A 16,516-nucleotide genomic window follows, 5' to 3' on the forward strand; every position below is an offset into this window, starting at 1 on the left:
GGTGACACACGCCAACCCGGCGGCAACCCCGCCGGAGACCGACGCGCGCCCCGGCGCGGGCCTGGTGATCTTCGACCATCGCCGACACGCGTTGATCGGGCGTTCGACGGGGCATCCAACCGGGCAGCGCCGACGGCACCGCCGGGCGCGCGCGGGACCCCGCCCGCCGCCCGGCGACCGACACGCCAGTAAACGCTCCAGGCATTTGCTGCGCGCCGCCGCGTCCCACGTTATGCTCCGTTCGCCACGGGACTTTACCGACTCTTTCCGACGGCCGCCGCGTGCCCATACGCGGGAGCCGGGCGGCTCGAAGACGACTCGAAGGGTGTCACTGCATGCGCCGATTCACAGCCGCAATCGTCGTCGCCGCATCGGCAGCGGTGGTTGCTGCCTGCGGCGGCGGCAACCACGGTGGGCCCTCCTCGTCGACCACGACGACCACGTCCACCAAGCCGCCCATCGCGCAGCCCGCACTGGCGGGCCTGCTGTTGACGCCGGCCGAGATCGACACCCTGTTCGGGGTGACCGGGACGAAGAGCAAGGTGACCGTCGACAAGCTCCAAGACGACGTCGCCAAGCAGGCGACCGGCCCGGGAGCCGTGAAACTGCCCGACGAATGCGACTACATCCTGGGGCCCGCCGAGGCGCCGGTCTACGCCAACAGCGGCAACACCGCCGTCAGCGGCGACGACGACACCACCTCGCTGGGCAACGACCAGGACGTCGAGGTGGGGCAGGCGTTGGTGCTGTTCCCCTCGGCCAAGGAGGCCAGCGACTTCTTCAACGCCTCCGCGCAGCGCTGGCCGGCCTGCGCCAGCCGGCAGATCGACCAGCCCGCCACCGCGGACGGCCCCGAATCGTCGTGGAAGGTCGGTCCGTTCGCCAACAGCAACGGGACCCTCAGTGTCACGCCGTCGGTCAGCATCGGCGGGCCGACGCCGATGACCATCAGCGCCCAGCGCGCGCTGACCGTCCGCAACAACGTGATCGTCGACGTCGTCGCGGTGCGCAAAGACCCCGCGGATTTAGCCGTCAAGGTGGCGAATCAGATCGCCGACAAGGTCGCCAAGCAGTAACCGCGCGTGGGGCCCGGGCTGGTCCGCACGGCGTCCGCCCGACGGGCACTAGTGTTTCTCGGATGGCGAGTCTGAACCTGAGCCCGCCGACGGCCCGCTACCACGGTGACGAGGCCGTCGCGCCCGGCATGCTCGACTTCGCCGTCAACGTCCGGCACGGCGAGCCGCCGCAGTGGTTGCTGCAGCGGCTGGGGGAGCGGCTTTCGGACCTGGCGCGCTATCCGAGCGCCGACGACGTGAACCGGGCCCGCGACGCGGTGGCGGCCCGGCACGGCCGCGAGCGCGAGGAGGTGCTACCGCTGGCCGGCGCGGCCGAAGGGTTCGCCTTGCTGGCCAACCTGCGCCCGTCGCGTGCCGCGGTGCTCGCGCCCGCCTTCACCGAGCCGGCGGCCGCCTTGACCGCGGCCCGGGTGCCGGTGCACCACGTGGTCCTGGCGCCGCCGTTCGGCTTGGGCGGCGCCGCGGTCCCCGACGACGCCGACCTGGTGGTGGTGGGCAACCCGACAAACCCCACCTCGGTGCTGCACACGCGCGAGCAGCTCCTCGCCTTACGCCGGCCCGGCCGGATCCTCGTGGTCGACGAGGCGTTCGCCGACGCCATCCCCGGCGAGCCACACAGCGTGGCCGGCGAATCGCTGCCCGACGTGCTGGTGTTGCGCAGCCTGACCAAGACCTGGGCGCTCGCCGGGTTGCGGGTGGGGTACGCGCTGGGCGCGCCGGATGTGTTGGCGCGGTTGACCGCTCAGCGTGCGCACTGGCCGGTGGGGACGCTGCAACTGACGGCGATCGCGGCCTGCTGCGCGCGCGAGGCCGTGGCCGAGGCGGCGGCCGGGGCGGCGCGGTTGGCCGAACTGCGCGCCGAGATGGTGTCCGGCCTCCACTCGGTGGGCGTCGACGTGACCGACGGCCGGGCCCCCTTCGTGTTGTTCCGCACACCCGGCGCCGTGCGGATTCGGGAACGCCTGCGCGACAGGGGGATCGCCGTGCGCCGCTGCGACACCTTCGTGGGGTTGGACGAGCGGTATCTGCGGGTCGCGGTGCGCCGTGAGTGGCCGCTGCTCATCCGGGCGATCTCGGAGATCACCGGTGAGGGCCGCCGATGAGCGCCCGCCTGGCCGACGTGATCGCCGCGCTGGACGAGGCGTACCCGCCTTGGCTCGCGGAGTCGTGGGATTCGGTGGGCCTGGTCTGCGGCGACCCCGACGACGTGCTGGAATCGGTGACCGTCGCGGTCGACGCGACGCCGGCCGTCGTCGACGAGGTCCCCGAGCGTTCCCTGCTGTTGGCGCATCACCCGTTGTTGTTGCGCGGCGTCGACACCGTCGCGGCCAACACGCCCAAGGGCGCCCTGGTGCACCGCCTGATCCGCTCCGGGCGTTCGCTGTTCACCGCCCACACCAACGCCGACTCGGCCTCGCCGGGTGTGTCGGACGCGCTGGCCCGCGCGCTCGGGCTGACGGTCGAGGCCGCGCTCGAGCCGCGCCCGGCGCCGACCGGGCTGGACAAGTGGGTGATCTACGTGCCCGCCGAGAACTCGGAAGCGGTGCAGGCCGCGGTGTTCGAGGCGGGTGCCGGCCAGATCGGCGACTACTCGCACTGCAGCTGGAGCGTGGGCGGCATCGGGCAGTTTCTGCCGCACGAGGGCGCGTCCCCGGCGGTGGGCAGCGTCGGCGCCGTCGAGCGGCTGGCCGAGGACCGGTTCGAGGTGGTGGCGCCGGCGCGGCTGCGGTCCGCCGTGCTGGCGGCGATGCGCGCCGCCCATCCGTACGAGGAGCCGGCGTTCGACGTCTTCGCGATGGCGCCGCTGCCCAGCGATGCCGGGCTCGGCCGCATCGGCACCCTGCAGCGCCCGGAGCCGTTGCGCGACTTCGTCTTTCGTGTCAGCACCGCGTTGCCGGCGACGGCGTGGGGTGTGCGGGCGACGGGCGACCCAGACCTGTCGGTGTCGCGGGTCGCCGTGTGCGGCGGTGCCGGGGATTCGCTGCTGACCGCCGCGGCGGGAGCCGGGGTGCAGGCCTACGTCACGGCCGACCTGCGCCACCACCCCGCCGACGAGCACGCCCGGTCGTCGAACGTGGCCCTGATCGACGTGGCGCACTGGGCCACCGAATTCCCGTGGTGCGAACAGGCCGCCGAGCTGCTGCGGTCCCGGTTCGGCGCGGCGCTGCCGGTGCGGGTGTGTACCCTACGCACCGACCCGTGGACCATGGGTCAGCCAGCTAACGACACCGGGGGTGGTCGGTCATGAAAGCCGAAGTCGCACAGCAGCGTTCACTCCTGGAATTGTCCAAGCTGGATGCCGAATTGGCGCGCATCACGCACCGGTCCACCCACCTGCCCGAGCAGGCCGCCTACGACAGCGTCCAGCAGGAATACACCACCGCGGGCGACCGGTTGGGCGCGGTGCGGATCGCGCTGGAGGACGTCGACGCCGAGGTGTCGCGCTTCGAGTCCGAGATCGACTCGGTGCGCCAGCGTGAGGATCGCGACCGGGCGCTGCTGCAGGGCGGGGCGGTCGACGCGAAGCAGCTCGCGGACTTGCAGCACGAACTGGACACGCTGCAGCGGCGCCAGGCCAGCCTGGAGGATGCGCTGCTCGAGGTCATGGAGCGTCGTGAGGAGCTGCAGTCCCAGGTGACCGCCGGGCAGGCGGAGGTGGAGGCGCTGCAGGCGCAGGTGGTCGCGGCGCGGCAGGCGGTCGATGCCGCGATCGCCGAGCTCGGCGAGGCCCGGCGATCTCACGCGGCACGGCGTGAATCGCTCAGTGCCGCCCTGGATCCGGCGCTGGCGGCCCTGTACGAACGCCAGCGCGCCGGCGGCGGCCCGGGCGCGGCGCCGCTGCAGGGTCGCCGTTGCGGGGCCTGCCGGCTCGAGATCGACCGCGGCGAGATGTCCCGCATCTCGGCCGCCCCCGAGGACGAGGTGGTGCGCTGCCCGGAGTGCGGCGCAATCTTGCTGCGCGTCAAGGGGATCGACCAGTGAAGGTGGTCATCGAAGCCGACGGCGGCTCGCGGGGCAACCCCGGGCCCGCCGGCTACGGCGCGGTGGTGTGGACGGCCGACCGCGCCGCGGTGTTGGCCGAGAACAAGCAGGCCATCGGCCGCGCCACCAACAACGTTGCCGAATACCGCGGCCTGATCGCGGGTTTGGACGACGCGCTGCGGCTGGGCGCGACCGAGGCCGCGGTGTATCTGGACTCGAAGTTGTTGGTGGAACAGATGTCCGGACGCTGGAAGGTCAAACACCCCGACCTGATCGAGCTGAACGCCCAGGCTCGACTGCTGGCGTCGCGGTTCGACCGGATCACCTATAGCTGGATTCCGCGGGAGCGCAACTCGCACGCCGACCGGTTGGCCAACGAGGCCATGGACGCCGCCGCCGACGACCCGGTGGAACAGCCCGCGGCGCCCGCCGCCGAACCCGAACTGGCAGCCCCCGCCGCGCAGTCGCCGGGCTGGACCGGTGCCCGCGGCACCCCGACCAGGCTGTTGCTGCTACGGCACGGGCAGACCGCGTTGTCGGTGGAGCGCCGGTATTCGGGCCGCGGCAACCCCGCGCTCACCGAGATCGGCCGGCGGCAGGCCGACGCCGCGGCGCGGTATCTGGGGCAGCGCGGCGGCATCGCGGCGGTGTTGTCTTCCCCGCTGCAGCGGGCCTACGACACCGCGACCGCCGCCGCCAAGGCGCTGGGGTTGGACGTGACCGTGGACGACGACCTCATCGAAACCGACTTCGGGGCCTGGGAGGGGCTGACCTTCACCGAGGCCGCCGCCCACGACCCGGAGCTGCACCGCCGCTGGCTGCGCGACACCGGCACCGCGCCCCCCGACGGGGAGAGCTTCGACGCGGTGGCGGACCGGGTGACGGGCGTGCGCGAACGGATCGTCGCCGCACACCAGGGCAGCACCGTGCTGGTCGTCTCGCACGTGACGCCGATCAAGATGCTGCTGCGACAGGCGCTCGACGCCGGGCCCGGCATCCTGTACCGGCTGCACCTCGACCTCGCGTCGCTGAGCATCGCCGAATTCTATTCCGACGGTGCGTCTTCGGTGCGGTTGGTGAACCAGACGGCATACCTCTAGCTCCCCGACGAGAACTCCCACAGCCGGGTGTGTAGGTGTGTAGACCCTGCCCGTCTCAACTGTGCAGGTGCAGCCGTTCACCGTGCGGCCCGAAGATCACGATGGCCTCCACCGGCCCGTCCACCGCGCCGAACCAGTGCGGCGTCCACGTCGAGAACTCGACGGCCTGGCCGGGTTCGATGGTGAAGTCGCGGTCCCCGAGGACCAGTCGCAGCCGACCGGACAACACGTACATCCAATCCTGTCCTTCGTGCACCGGCAGCTCGGCGGGCGGAGTGCGGCGCCGGGCGCTGACGCGAATCTTGAAGGCGTGCAGTCCACCCGCCGGGCCCTGGCGGGTCAGCGGCCAATACGTGACGCCGTGATGGCTGTGCGCCGCGCCGCGCACCCGCGGGTCGGGCGGCTGCGCGGCCTGCAGCAACTCGTCGGTGCTGACGGAGAGCGCCCGCGCCAGTCGCGGGAGGTGATCGAGCGCAAGCCGTCGTTTCCCGGATTCGAGCCGGCTCAGCGTCGAGACGTCGATCCCGGCGCGCTCGCCCACCTCCTGCAGGGTGAGGCCGCGTTGCGTGCGCAGCTCCCGCAGCCGCCGCCGTACCAGGGAGTCGATGTCGCCGCTGTTTGCCTCCATGGCAAATTAGCTTGGCAACGGATCGTGTTCTCCGCAAGCTAGGGGGCATGGACAGTTCGGAAGTCAGAACCTCTGAAGCGGAGCCCTTTTGGGAGGAGCGCTACCGGTCCGCCGACCGGGTGTGGAGCGGGCGGGTCAATCCGCGATTGGCCGAGGTGGTCACCGGCCTGGACCCCGGGCGGGCCCTCGACCTGGGTTGCGGCGAGGGCGCGGACGCGCTCTGGCTGGCCGAGCGCGGCTGGCACGTCGTCGCGGTCGACGTCTCGGCTACCGCGCTGTGCCGTGCCGCCGAGACCGCCGCACAGCGAAAGCTGACCGGCCGCATCGACTTTCAGCGCCACGACCTCAACGAAACCTTCCCCGCCGGCACTTTCGACCTGGTGTCGGCGCAGTACCTGCACTCACCGGCGCGCCTGGAGCGCGACGGGGTGCTGCGCAGGGCGGTCGACCGCGTGGCCGCGGGCGGGCTGCTGCTGATCGTCGACCACGGCGCGGCGCCGGCGGGCGCACCTCACCACGAGTTCCCCGGTATCGACGAGGTGATCGCGGCGCTGGGCCTGGACGGCGCCTCCTGGACGCGGGTGCGCGCCGACGCGCTGGATCGGGAGGCGGTGGTCAACGGCGAGACCGTCGTCGTGCCCGACAATGTCATCGCGCTGCGCCGCGACCGCTGATCGCTACGCCGCGTCGTGGAAGATCAACCCGAGGGCGTAGCGCTCCCCGGAGCGGACCACCGACACACCGTGGCGCACTGGTGCGGCCGACCACCCGCGCGCCGAGACCACCGGGCGTTCGCGGGTGGTGAAGACGTAGCCATGCCCTTGCGGCAATTGCGTTGCCAGTCCCCGTGATTGGGCCCGCAGCCGTTGCTCGACGAGCAGGAACTCGCCGCCGGTGTAGTCGGTCGCCGGGTCGCTGAGGTTGATCACCACCTGCAGGGGGAAGACCAGGTCGCCGTAGAGGTCGCGGTGCAGCGCGTTCCAGTCGCCCGCGCCGTACTTCAGCATCAGTGCGGTGGACCGCACCTGGCCGGCGGCGTGGCAGGCCGCCAGCCAGTCGTCGAGGTCGTCGGGCCAGGGCGCCGCACGCCCGAGCCTGTCCCACCAGTCCCTGGCGATCGGCAGCAACCGGGGATACAGGGCCTGTTTGAGCTGTTGGATCGGTTCGGGATAGGGGGAGTGGAAGTAGCGGTATTGCCCCGAGCCGTAGCGTTTGGGCGCCATGTCGACGGTCGAGCGGAACAGGCCGTCGTCGGTGTAGAGCGTGCGCAGCCGGGCCGCTTCGCGCGGGGTGATCAGTTGCGGCAGCAACGCCCCGCCCAGGTCGTCGATTTCGCCGGCGACGGCGTCCCAGTCGCCGGCGTCGACGCGCTTCTGCCATCGGTCCACCCGATCCACCCTAGAGCGGCGCGCGCGATCGTTGCTGGCCCCAGGGTCCGGCGGGTAGTAGCGTGATTCGTCGCGGACGAGTTGGCCGGGCGGCCGCGGGCCGTCGCGAGGCGGTTCGAGGAAAGTCCGGACTTCACAGAGCAGGGTGATTGCTAACGGCAATCCGAGGTGACTCGCGGGAAAGTGCCACAGAAAACAGACCGCCACCGCTCGCGGTGGTAAGGGTGAAACGGTGCGGTAAGAGCGCACCAGCATCCCGGGTGACCGGGATGGCTCGGCAAACCCCACCCGAAGCAAGGCCAAGAAGGCCGCACCGCACGTGCGGCCGCGCAGGCGTTCGAGGGTTGCTCGCCCGAGCCTGCGGGTAGGCCGCTCGAGGCATCCGGCGACGGAGTGCCCAGATGGATGGTCGCCGCCGCGTCGCCGTTCGCGGCGGCGCGGAACAGAATCCGGCTTACAGGCCAGCTCGTCCGCCCTCAGGCCTTGTGCACCGCTTTGGCGAGTTTGCGCAGCGCGTCGTCGAGTTCGCGGCGGCGGGCGTCGGCCAGGTCGGCCTCGCGTTGATACAGCAGGCCGTAGGTGAAGGTGTCCTCGCCGGCGCCGTGCGCGGCCTCGGCCTCCTGGCTCAGGTGCTCGCTGCTGACCACGCTGTCCTGGTGATCGCCGAGCAGCGACTGCACGGCCTTGGCCTGTTCGGACACCTTGCCCGCGCCGGTGGCCGCAGCCGTGTAGCGAAGCCGCTTGGCGCGTTTACGAATTCGGTGGATGGCCTCGTCGCGCTCGTGCTGGTCGTCCGGATGCTCCTCGTCGACCCGGGCGGCGGCCTTGGTGGCCTTGCGGATCTTCTTGTACGCGGCGTCGATGGTGATCGGCGGCGCCTCCTCGCCGGCGACGCCGCCGGGCGGTTGGGCCACGATCTCGTCGAGCGCGTCCAACAGCCGGAAATACCGCTGCGACCGCATCGCGATCAACGACCGGCGCCACCCCGTCTGGTAACGGCGGCGGGCACCCCCGACGAGCCGCTCCCAGATCGGTCCCCGCACCAACTCCGGTGCCAGGCCGTTCAATTGGCGTTCGTAGCGCTCCGCGAGCACCTCGGCGTCGCGCGCCACCCCCAGGATGGCGGCGAGCTCCCGCAGCTCGTCCAGCGCCCAGCCGTCGTCGGGCAGGCCGTAGGCGTCCTGGTAGTCACGCAGCAGGCTGCGCAACTTGCGGGTGGTGACCCGCATCTGATGGATGGAGTCGTAGGCGTCGGCGCGCACGGCGCGGTCCCACACCAACAGCTCGCGCACCTGCTCGGCCACTGCGCGCTGCAACGGGTTGTCCGATGCCGGCGCGGCCGCCGTGGGCGCGGCGGTGGTGCCCAACACCCGGGCCAGCTTGGAGCCGTGCCCGGCGGGGGCGGCGCCCGCGTCGAGCAGCCGGTTGCTCAGCCGGTCCAGCAGCGCGGTGTCGGGGTCGCCGTCGGACTCCACCAGTTCCAACTCCCACTCGCGCCACTCCTGCTGCGTGGGCTCGAGGTCGGAGTCCTCGGTGGTGCGCGCCGACCAGGCGGTGACGTGGTCGTTGCTGAACTCGGCCAGCGCGGCGCCGCCCGCGCCGTAGAGCACCTGGTTCTCGCGCAGCGTGGTGATGCGCGCGACCGGCTGCAGGGGGCGGTCGCGAACGATCGCCAGCACGACGTCGGCAAGCTCGTCGGGCACCGAATCGTCCCCGCCGGGGCCCGACGCGTCCAGCGGAGCCCGCACCTCGGTGCGGGCCTCGGGGCCCGCGGGCAACTTCAGGTGCCACCCCGCGTCGTGGCCGCCGGTGCGGCGGCGCAGCGTGATCTTGTTGCGCGCCAGGTCTTCCCCGGGCGTGTCGAAGTACGTCGCGTCCAAGTGCTCCGCCGGCAACTTCTCCACGCGGGCGACCGCGGCAATGCCCTCGAAGGAGGGCGAGACGGTCGATTCGACGACGTCGAACTTGCGCTCAACCTCGAGGTGGCGCGAGGTTCGCGGCGCTTTTGCAGGCATGTGATCTCCGTTGCGGGCGCGTCGCCGCGGCCATGAACGTCGGGGGGTCGGGAAGGGCTCCCATAGCCTGCCACACCGAAGTGACGGGGCCGCCGCACCGTTGCGCGCGGCGCCGCGGGTGTCAGCCGGGCGGCGGCGCGGTGAGGTACATCGCCAGGTCGCCCAGCTGCAGCACCGTCTCCATCTCGGCGTCCCGGTAGGGCCGGCCGTCGGGCAACAACAGGTCGTGGAACCAGTCCTTGGGCATCGCGGGATCGGGATGCTCCCAGGAGTCCCACGGGAAGTACGTCTGCGTCTTCCCCGCGACCAGGCCCCAGTTGAATGCGCCGACGTTGGCGCGCTTGGCGATCGGCAAGATGTCGCCCACGGTGCTGCCCAACGGGCGGGCCATGTACTCGGTGCAGATGATCGGGCGGCCCAGCGGCGTCAGCTCGGCGATGCGGTTCTGGAAGTCGGCGGGCCTGCCGTAGCAGTGGAACGTGAGGATGTCGGAGTTGTCCAACTGGATCCCGCTGATGACGCTGCGGCGGCCGGGGTCGGCCCACTCGCCCTGCCAGACGCCGCTGGTCAACGGCTGTCGGGGGTCGACGGCCCTGGCCCACCCGAAGACCTGCGGCAGCAGGTCCGCGACCAGGTCCAGCTTGTCCTTGCGTTCCGCCGACGCGTAGTACTCCGAGGGGTTGTCGGGCTCGTTCCACAGGTCCCATCCCAAAATGCGGTCGTCGCCGCGGAATTGGGTGAGGACGCCGGTGACGTAGGCGCGCAGGGTGGGCAGGTAATCGCGGTCGTCCAGCCGCGCCGCGCCCGGGCTCTGCACCCATCCGGAGTTGTGCACGCCGGGCCGCGGCGGGCGTTGCGGGCCGGCCTGCGGGAACGGGTCCCAGCACGAGTCGAACAGCACGAGCAGTGGCTTGATGCCGTGGCGTGCGGCGATATCGACGAACTGCGCCAGGCGGGCCGAAAAGCCTCGGCTGTCGGACGCCCACAACAGGTCGTGCAGGAACACCCGGATCGCGTTCAGGCCGTTGGCGCGGGCCCACCCCAGCTCGGTCTCGATGCGCCCGGGGTCGAAGGTGTCGGGCTGGAACATCTCCAGTTGGTTGATGGCGCTGGAGGTGATGTAGTTGGCGCCGACGAGCCAGCCCTGCGTCTCATACCAGCGGTTGGCGCGCTCGGGCGACCACCTGCTGGATTGCGGCGAGGTGTGCGGTGGTTCGGCGGCCGCGCGCGGAGCTCGCGCCATGGCAGTGCCTCCTGCCAGCAGCAGCGGCAACATCAGCGCCGTCCGACGGCGCATCGAGTCGCCAGAAATCCCCCGGTCGATATGCCCACCCTGCTCTCGGAGTCCGGCCGCATCCGAGTTCGATCGTACAGCGCTGGCCCGCAACGGGTTTCAGGTGGTCGGCGTGTCGGCGCGACACGGCCGACAGTGGGTCAGAAGCAGTGCTCCTCGGCGGGGAACGACCCTTCGGCCACCTCTTGCGCGTACTGCGACGCGGCCCGGCGCAGTTGTTCGCCGACGTCGGCGAACCGCTTGACAAAGCGGGCGGTCTTGCCGCCGCTCATGCCGGCCATGTCCTGCCACACCAGGACCTGCGCGTCGCAGTTGGGGCCGGCGCCGATGCCGATCGTCGGGATGGTCAGCTTGCCGGTGATCTGGGTGGCCAGCTCGGCGGGCACCATCTCCATGACGACCGAGAAGGCGCCGGCCTCCGCGACGGCGATCGCGTCGGCGATGGTCTGCTCCGCGGCGTCGCCCCGGCCCTGCACCCGGAAGCCGCCGAGGCTGTTGACGCTCTGCGGGGTGAAGCCGATGTGCGCCATCACGGGGATGCCGGCCGCGCTCAGGCAGGCGATCTGCTCGGCCACCCGCTCGCCGCCTTCGAGTTTGACGGCGTGCGCGCCGCCTTCCTTCATGAAGCGGGTGGCGGCGGCCAGCGCGGCGGCGGGCCCGGCCTCGTAGCTGCCGAACGGCAGGTCCGCGACCACCAGGGCGTGCGGCGCGCCGCGGACCACGCCGCGCACCAGCGGGATCAGCTCGTCGATCGAGACGGGCACGGTGGTGTCGTAGCCGTACACCACGTTGGCCGCCGAGTCGCCGACGAGCAGCACCGGGATGCCGGCCTCGTCGAAGATCCGGGCGGTCGAATAGTCGTAGGCCGTGAGCATGGCCCACTTGTGGCCCTCGGCCTTCATCTTGTGCAGATGATGGGTGCGAATCTTGGTGCGCGGCTGGGCTTGCGCCGCCGGTGCACCGTAAACGTTGAGCTCAGACATCGTTGTCCCTTGCGGTGGTCGTTTCGATCCTCGTGGCCCTGGCTCTCGCGCCCGTCGGGTCCCCGGGTTCGGCTGACCGGTCCATTCTGCCACCTCTGCCGCGCGGGTGCACCGGCGCCTCGGTGTGACACATACCATGCCTGGAATGCAGCGACTCAGCGGACTCGACGCCAGCTTCCTCTACCTGGAGAGCCCGTCGCAGCCCATGCACGTGTGCTCGATCGTCGAGTTGGACACCTCGACCATGCCCGGCGGATACAGCTTCGACCGGCTGCGCGAGGCGCTGTCGGCGCGCATCCGCGCCATCCCGGAGTTCCGCGAGAAGCTCGCGGACAGTCCGCTCAACCTCGACCACCCCGTCTGGGTGGACGACGAGGGTTTCGATCTGGACCGCCACCTGCACCGCATCGCGGCGCCCGCCCCGGGCGGGCGCGCCGAGCTGTCGGAGATCTGCGGCCACATCGCCCAGGAGCCGCTGGAGCGTCGCTGGCCGTTGTGGGAGATGTGGGTGATCGAGGGCGTCGCGGGCACCGACTGCCGCCGCGCCGACGGCCGGGTCGCCGTGATGACCAAGGTGCACCACGCCGGGGTCGACGGCGTCACCGGCGCGAGCCTCATGTCCAGGCTGTGCGGCACCGAGGCCGACGCCCCCGCCCCGGGCCCGGCCGGCGGTGTGGGCGGGGGCAGCGGGTGGCAGATCGCCGCCGGCGGGCTGGTCCGGTTCGCTAGGCGGCCGCTGCACCTGGCCAGCGTGGTGCCCGACACGGTCTCCTCGGTGTTCGCGACGCTGCGGCGGGCGCGCGACGGGCTGACCATGGCCCGCCCGTTCGCGGCGCCGCCCACCGCGTTCAACGCCAAGATCACCGACCGCCGCAATGTCGCGTACGCCGAATTGGAATTGCAGGACGTCAAAACGGTGAAGGACCATTTCGGCGTCAAAGTCAACGACGTCGTGATGGCCCTGGTTTCCGGCGCGCTGCGCCAATACCTGCTCGAACGCCACGCGCTGCCGAGCTCGTCCCTGGTGGCCTCGGTCCCGGTGTCGGTGCACGGCAAATCCGACCGGCCGGGCCGCAACCAGGTGTCGGCCATGTTCGCCAGCCTGCACACCGAGATCGCCGACCCGGCGCAGCGGTTGCAGGCCATCGCGGAGGCGAACGCCGTTGCCAAGGAACACAGTTCGGCGATCGGCGCGTCGCTGCTGCAGGACTGGTCGCAGTTCGCCGCGCCGGCCGTCTTCGGCATCGCGATGCGGCTCTACGCCAGAACCCGCTTCACCGACAGCCTGCCGGTGCACAACCTGGTGGTGTCCAACGTGCCGGGCCCGCAGGTCCCGCTGTACATGCTGGGTTGCGAGGTGAAGGCGATGTATCCGCTGGGCCCGATATTCCACGGCTCGGGGCTCAACATCACCGCGATGTCGTTGCAGGGCAAGTTGGACATCGGGCTCGTCTCGTGCCCGGATTTGGTGCCCGATCTTTGGGAATTGGCCGACGAATTCGCGGTGGGGATGGAAGAGCTGCTGGCGGTGACGCGGTAGCCGGGCGGCGGCGCCGCTCATCATGATCTCAGGTTTCCTCTGGCAGCATGTGTTGGCATGGGGCTTCCTCGTCGCGACACGGTCGCGCGCACGTTGCTGATCTCGACCGCGATCGCCGGCGTCGCGCTGCTGCTGGCGGGGTGCCTTCGCGTCGTCGTCGGCCGCGCCGTGATGGCCGGGCCGAAGCTGGGCCAGGCCGTGGAGTGGACTCCGTGCCGGACGAACAACCCCAAGGCCAAGATCCCGCCCGGCGCCATGTGCGGGCGCCTGGCCGTGCCCGTCGACTACGACCACCGCGACGGTGACGTGGCGACGCTGGCGATGATCCGGTTCCCGGCGACCGGCGACAAGATCGGTTCGCTGGTGATCAACCCGGGCGGCCCCGGCGAGTCCGGCCTGGAAGCCGCCGTGAGCGTCGTGCAGTCGTTGCCGAAACGGGTCCGCGAGCGGTTCGACCTGGTCGGGTTCGACCCGCGCGGGGTCGGGCTGTCGCGCCCGGCCGTCTGGTGCAACTCCGACGCCGACAACGACCGGCTGCGGACCGAACCCAACGTCGACTACAGCCCGGCGGGCGTCGCGCACATGGAGGACGAGACCAAGCAGTTCGTCGGCCGCTGCGTGGACAAGATGGGCAAAAGCTTCCTGGCCAACATCGGCACCGTCAACGTCGCGCGCGACCTCGACAGCATCCGGGCGGCGCTGGGCGACGACAAGCTGACCTACCTGGGTTACTCCTACGGGACCCGGATCGGCTCGGCGTACGCCGAGGCCTACCCGCAGCACGTCCGGGCGATGATCCTCGACGGCGCCGTCGACCCCAACGCCGACCCGATCGAGGCGGACCTGCGGCAGGCCAAGGGTTTTCAGGATGCGTTCAACGACTACGCCGCCGACTGCGCCAAGCAGCCGACCTGCCCGTTGGGCACCGACCCCGCCAAGGCCGTCGACGTCTACCACAGCCTGGTCGACCCGATGGTCGACCCGAACAACCCGATGGTCGGCCGGCCGACGCCGACCAACGACCCCCGAGGGCTCAGCTACAGCGACGCGATCGTCGGCACCATCATGGCGCTGTACTCCCCGGGGCTGTGGCGCCATCTGACCGACGGCCTGACCGAGCTGACCGAGCACCACGGCGACACGCTGTTGGCGCTGGCCGACATGTACATGCGGCGCGACTCGCACGGGCACTACACCAACGCGACCGACGCTCGGGTGGCGATCAACTGCGTCGACCAGCCGGCGATCACCGACCGCGCCAAGGTGATCGACGAGGACCGCCGTTCGCGGGAGATTGCGCCCTTCATGAGCTACGGGCAGTTCACCGGTGACGCGCCCCTGGGCACCTGCGCGTTCTGGCCGGTGCCGGCGACCAGCAAGCCGCACAGCATCTCCGCGCCCGGGCTGGCCCCGACGGTCGTGGTGTCGACCACGCACGACCCCGCGACGCCGTACAAGGCGGGAGTCGACCTGGCCAGCCAGCTGCGCAGCTCGCTGCTCACCTTCGACGGCACCCAACACACCGTGGTGTTCCAGGGCGACAGCTGCATCGACAACTACGTCACGGCCTACCTGATCGGCGGCGACACGCCGCCGAGCGGCGCGAAGTGCTGAGCGGGCCCGAGATCAAGGCGTAACCGTTTCGCGCTGCCACGGGAACCGGCGGCTGCGACGATGGCAGCCATGTCGCGGCTGAGATCCCTGAGCTCGGCGTTGCTTTCCTTCGGGCTCTTGGTCGCTGCGTCGACCGGCATGCCGCCCGTCGCCGCACCGCCGCCGAAGGCGCAACAGCCGCAGGCCCCGCCGAAACAGCAGGACAAGCCCCCGCCGCAGCAGGCGGGACCCGCGCCGGGGCAGGACGGGCCCGCGCCGGGAGACCCGGGTCCGGCGCCCGCGCCACCGCCGCCTCCCCGGCCGCCGCGGGGCCACGTGCAGCTCTCGCCGTGACGGGCGGAACGCGCGGCGTCAGGGGTGGCAGCTGTAGGACGCCGGCGGCATGGTCGTCGTGACCAGATAGCGCACCACGGCCGCGTCGACGCACTGGTTGCCGTTGAACACCGCGGTGTGCTGCGTCCCGTCGTAGGTGATCAGCGGGCCGCCCAGCTGGCGGGCCAGGTTCACCCCCGCCTGATACGGGGTCGCCGGGTCGTGGGTGGTCGAGACGACGACCACCTTGCCCGCCGCCACCGGCGCGGCGGCGTGCGGGGTCGAGGTCGCCGGCACCGGCCACAGCGCGCACAGGTCGCGGGGGGCGTTGCCGGTGAACTGCCCGTAGCTCAGGAACGGCGCGGCCTGCCGGATCCGCTGATCGGCGCTCACCCAGGTCGCCGGATCCGTCGGCGTGGGGGCGTCGACGCAGCGGATGCCGTTGAACGCGTCCTGGTCGTTGCCGTAGTGCCCGTTGCGGTCGCGGCCCTCGTAGTCGTCGGCGAGCGCCAGCAGGTCGCCCGCGTCGGTCTTGCGCTGCAGGCCGAGCAGCCCACTGGTCAGGTATTTCCAGTGGGCCGGCGTGTACAGCGCGTTGATGGTGCCGGTGGTCGCGTCGGCATAGCTCAGGCCCCGCGGGTCGGACGTGCGGCCGGGCCTGGCGACCAACGGGTCGACTAGGGCGTGGTAGCGGTTCACGAACTGTGCCGGGTCGGTGCCCAACGGGCAGCCCGGGCTGCGGGCGCAGTCGGCGGCGTAGTCGTTGAACGCCGTCTGGAAGCCGGCCATCTGCCGGATGTTCTCGTCGACCGGGCCGACGGTGGGGTCGATCGCGCCGTCGAGGACCATCGTGCGCACGTGCTCGCCGTAGCGCTCCAGGTAGGCGGTGCCCAGTTCGGTGCCGTAGCTGTAGCCGAGGTAGTTGATCTGGTTCTCGCCCAATGCCTGTCGCACGGCGTCCATGTCGCGGGCGACCGAGGAGGTGCCGACGTTGGCCAGAAACGGTGCGCCCATCCGGTTGACGCACTGCTGCGCCAACTGGCGGTAGAGCGCTTCGATATGGGTGACGCCGGCGGGGCTGTAGTCCACCATCGGTTCGCGGCGGTACGCGTCGAACTCGGCGTCCGTGCGGCAGCGCAGCGCCGGGGTCGAGTGCCCGACGCCGCGCGGGTCGAAGCCGACCAGGTCGAAGTTGCGCCGGATCGCGGCGCCGTTGGGGTCGGCGGCCATGCCGGCGACCATGTCGACCGCCGACCCGCCGGGCCCGCCGGGATTGATCAGCAGCGAGCCGATCCGTGGCCCGGTGGCCGGCACCCGGATCACCGCCAGCTTGGCTTGCGCCCCGCCCGGGTTCGCATAGTCGACGGGGACCGGCACCGTCGCGCACCGCGCCGACGGGATTTCGCTTGTGTCGCTGACGAATTGGCTACAGCTCCCCCACCCTTGCGGCGCCGCCGCGGGCGGGGTCGGGCCCGGGGTTTGCCCGGCATCGGGTTCGGGGGCGGCGGCGGCGACGGGCGGCATGCCGGTCGACGCAGCGACCAAGAGCCCGAAGGAAAGCAACGCCGAGCTCAGGGATCTCAC

15 protein-coding genes and 1 other RNA gene are annotated in these 16,516 nt (G+C 71.4%); 10 read left to right on the forward strand and 6 right to left on the reverse strand.

What is annotated here, in order from left to right:
* Nucleotides 1-335: 335 nt before the first annotated feature.
* The 5 genes from A5714_RS02670 (at nt 336) to A5714_RS02690 (ending at nt 5,158) form a co-directional block, all read left to right on the forward strand.
* Nucleotides 336-1,076, forward strand: a complete 741-nt coding sequence (locus A5714_RS02670; protein ID WP_068282495.1) for a sensor domain-containing protein — start codon at nt 336-338, stop codon at nt 1,074-1,076.
* Nucleotides 1,077-1,138: 62 nt separating this feature from the next.
* Nucleotides 1,139-2,179 (forward strand): Rv2231c family pyridoxal phosphate-dependent protein CobC, encoded by a 1,041-nt coding sequence (gene cobC / locus A5714_RS02675; protein WP_068282502.1) that lies wholly within the window; start codon nt 1,139-1,141, stop codon nt 2,177-2,179.
* Nucleotides 2,176-3,324: a Nif3-like dinuclear metal center hexameric protein gene (locus tag A5714_RS02680; RefSeq protein ID WP_068282504.1), complete on the forward strand. Its 1,149-nt coding sequence runs from the start codon at nt 2,176-2,178 to the stop codon at nt 3,322-3,324. Before cobC ends, A5714_RS02680 begins: the two co-directional genes overlap by 4 nt.
* Nucleotides 3,321-4,058: a zinc ribbon domain-containing protein gene (locus A5714_RS02685; protein WP_068282507.1), complete on the forward strand. Its 738-nt coding sequence runs from the start codon at nt 3,321-3,323 to the stop codon at nt 4,056-4,058. The genes A5714_RS02680 and A5714_RS02685 overlap by 4 nt, the downstream gene beginning before the upstream one ends.
* The gene (locus tag A5714_RS02690) at nt 4,055-5,158 is read left to right on the forward strand and encodes a bifunctional RNase H/acid phosphatase (protein ID WP_068282509.1); all 1,104 of its coding nucleotides are present in this window, start codon (nt 4,055-4,057) and stop codon (nt 5,156-5,158) included. Before A5714_RS02685 ends, A5714_RS02690 begins: the two co-directional genes overlap by 4 nt.
* Nucleotides 5,159-5,213: 55 nt before the next feature.
* Here the strand turns inward: A5714_RS02690 and A5714_RS02695 are convergent, their stop codons facing one another.
* Complete coding sequence (locus tag A5714_RS02695; protein ID WP_068282511.1) at nt 5,214-5,786, reverse strand: helix-turn-helix domain-containing protein; 573 nt, start codon at nt 5,784-5,786, stop codon at nt 5,214-5,216.
* Between the two features lie 47 nt (nt 5,787-5,833).
* Between A5714_RS02695 and A5714_RS02700 the strand changes: the two genes are divergently transcribed.
* On the forward strand, nt 5,834-6,460 hold the full coding sequence (locus A5714_RS02700; protein WP_068282514.1) for a bifunctional 2-polyprenyl-6-hydroxyphenol methylase/3-demethylubiquinol 3-O-methyltransferase UbiG: 627 nt from the start codon (nt 5,834-5,836) through the stop codon (nt 6,458-6,460).
* Between the two features lie 3 nt (nt 6,461-6,463).
* Here A5714_RS02700 and A5714_RS02705 read toward each other — a convergent pair whose 3' ends face one another.
* A complete protein-coding gene (locus tag A5714_RS02705) occupies nt 6,464-7,174 on the reverse strand; it encodes a 2OG-Fe(II) oxygenase (RefSeq protein WP_068282526.1) in 711 nt (236 codons plus the stop codon).
* Nucleotides 7,175-7,251: 77 nt separating this feature from the next.
* Between A5714_RS02705 and rnpB the strand changes: the two genes are divergently transcribed.
* Nucleotides 7,252-7,647: RNase P RNA component class A (gene rnpB / locus A5714_RS02710), an RNA gene on the forward strand.
* 3 nt (nt 7,648-7,650) lie between these two features.
* Here the strand turns inward: rnpB and A5714_RS02715 are convergent.
* The 3 genes from A5714_RS02715 to panB all read right to left on the reverse strand — a co-directional run bounded on the left by A5714_RS02715 (nt 7,651) and on the right by panB (nt 11,466).
* A complete protein-coding gene (locus A5714_RS02715) occupies nt 7,651-9,189 on the reverse strand; it encodes a CYTH and CHAD domain-containing protein (RefSeq protein WP_068282517.1) in 1,539 nt (512 codons plus the stop codon).
* A gap of 121 nt (nt 9,190-9,310) precedes the next feature.
* A complete protein-coding gene (locus tag A5714_RS02720) occupies nt 9,311-10,486 on the reverse strand; it encodes a 1,4-beta-xylanase (RefSeq protein ID WP_068282519.1) in 1,176 nt (391 codons plus the stop codon).
* 137 nt (nt 10,487-10,623) lie between these two features.
* Complete coding sequence (gene panB, locus A5714_RS02725; RefSeq protein WP_068070092.1) at nt 10,624-11,466, reverse strand: 3-methyl-2-oxobutanoate hydroxymethyltransferase; 843 nt, start codon at nt 11,464-11,466, stop codon at nt 10,624-10,626.
* Between the two features lie 145 nt (nt 11,467-11,611).
* Between panB and A5714_RS02730 the strand changes: the two genes are divergently transcribed.
* From A5714_RS02730 to A5714_RS24995, 3 genes are all read left to right on the forward strand, one after another.
* Nucleotides 11,612-13,006, forward strand: coding sequence for a wax ester/triacylglycerol synthase family O-acyltransferase (locus A5714_RS02730; RefSeq protein ID WP_068282523.1), 1,395 nt, complete (start codon nt 11,612-11,614; stop codon nt 13,004-13,006).
* A gap of 57 nt (nt 13,007-13,063) precedes the next feature.
* Nucleotides 13,064-14,620: an alpha/beta hydrolase gene (locus tag A5714_RS02735; RefSeq protein ID WP_068073230.1), complete on the forward strand. Its 1,557-nt coding sequence runs from the start codon at nt 13,064-13,066 to the stop codon at nt 14,618-14,620.
* A 69-nt stretch (nt 14,621-14,689) separates the two neighbouring features.
* Nucleotides 14,690-14,953 carry a hypothetical protein gene (locus A5714_RS24995; RefSeq protein WP_082959539.1) on the forward strand — a complete coding sequence of 88 codons (264 nt, stop codon included), beginning with the start codon at nt 14,690-14,692 and terminating at the stop codon, nt 14,951-14,953.
* A gap of 18 nt (nt 14,954-14,971) precedes the next feature.
* Here A5714_RS24995 and A5714_RS02740 read toward each other — a convergent pair whose 3' ends face one another.
* Nucleotides 14,972-16,516, reverse strand: a complete 1,545-nt coding sequence (locus A5714_RS02740; protein WP_156747145.1) for an alpha/beta hydrolase — start codon at nt 16,514-16,516, stop codon at nt 14,972-14,974.

Source organism: Mycobacterium sp. E2462 (genome assembly GCF_001672685.1).
In the GTDB taxonomy this organism is placed as follows: Bacteria; Actinomycetota; Actinomycetes; order Mycobacteriales; family Mycobacteriaceae; genus Mycobacterium.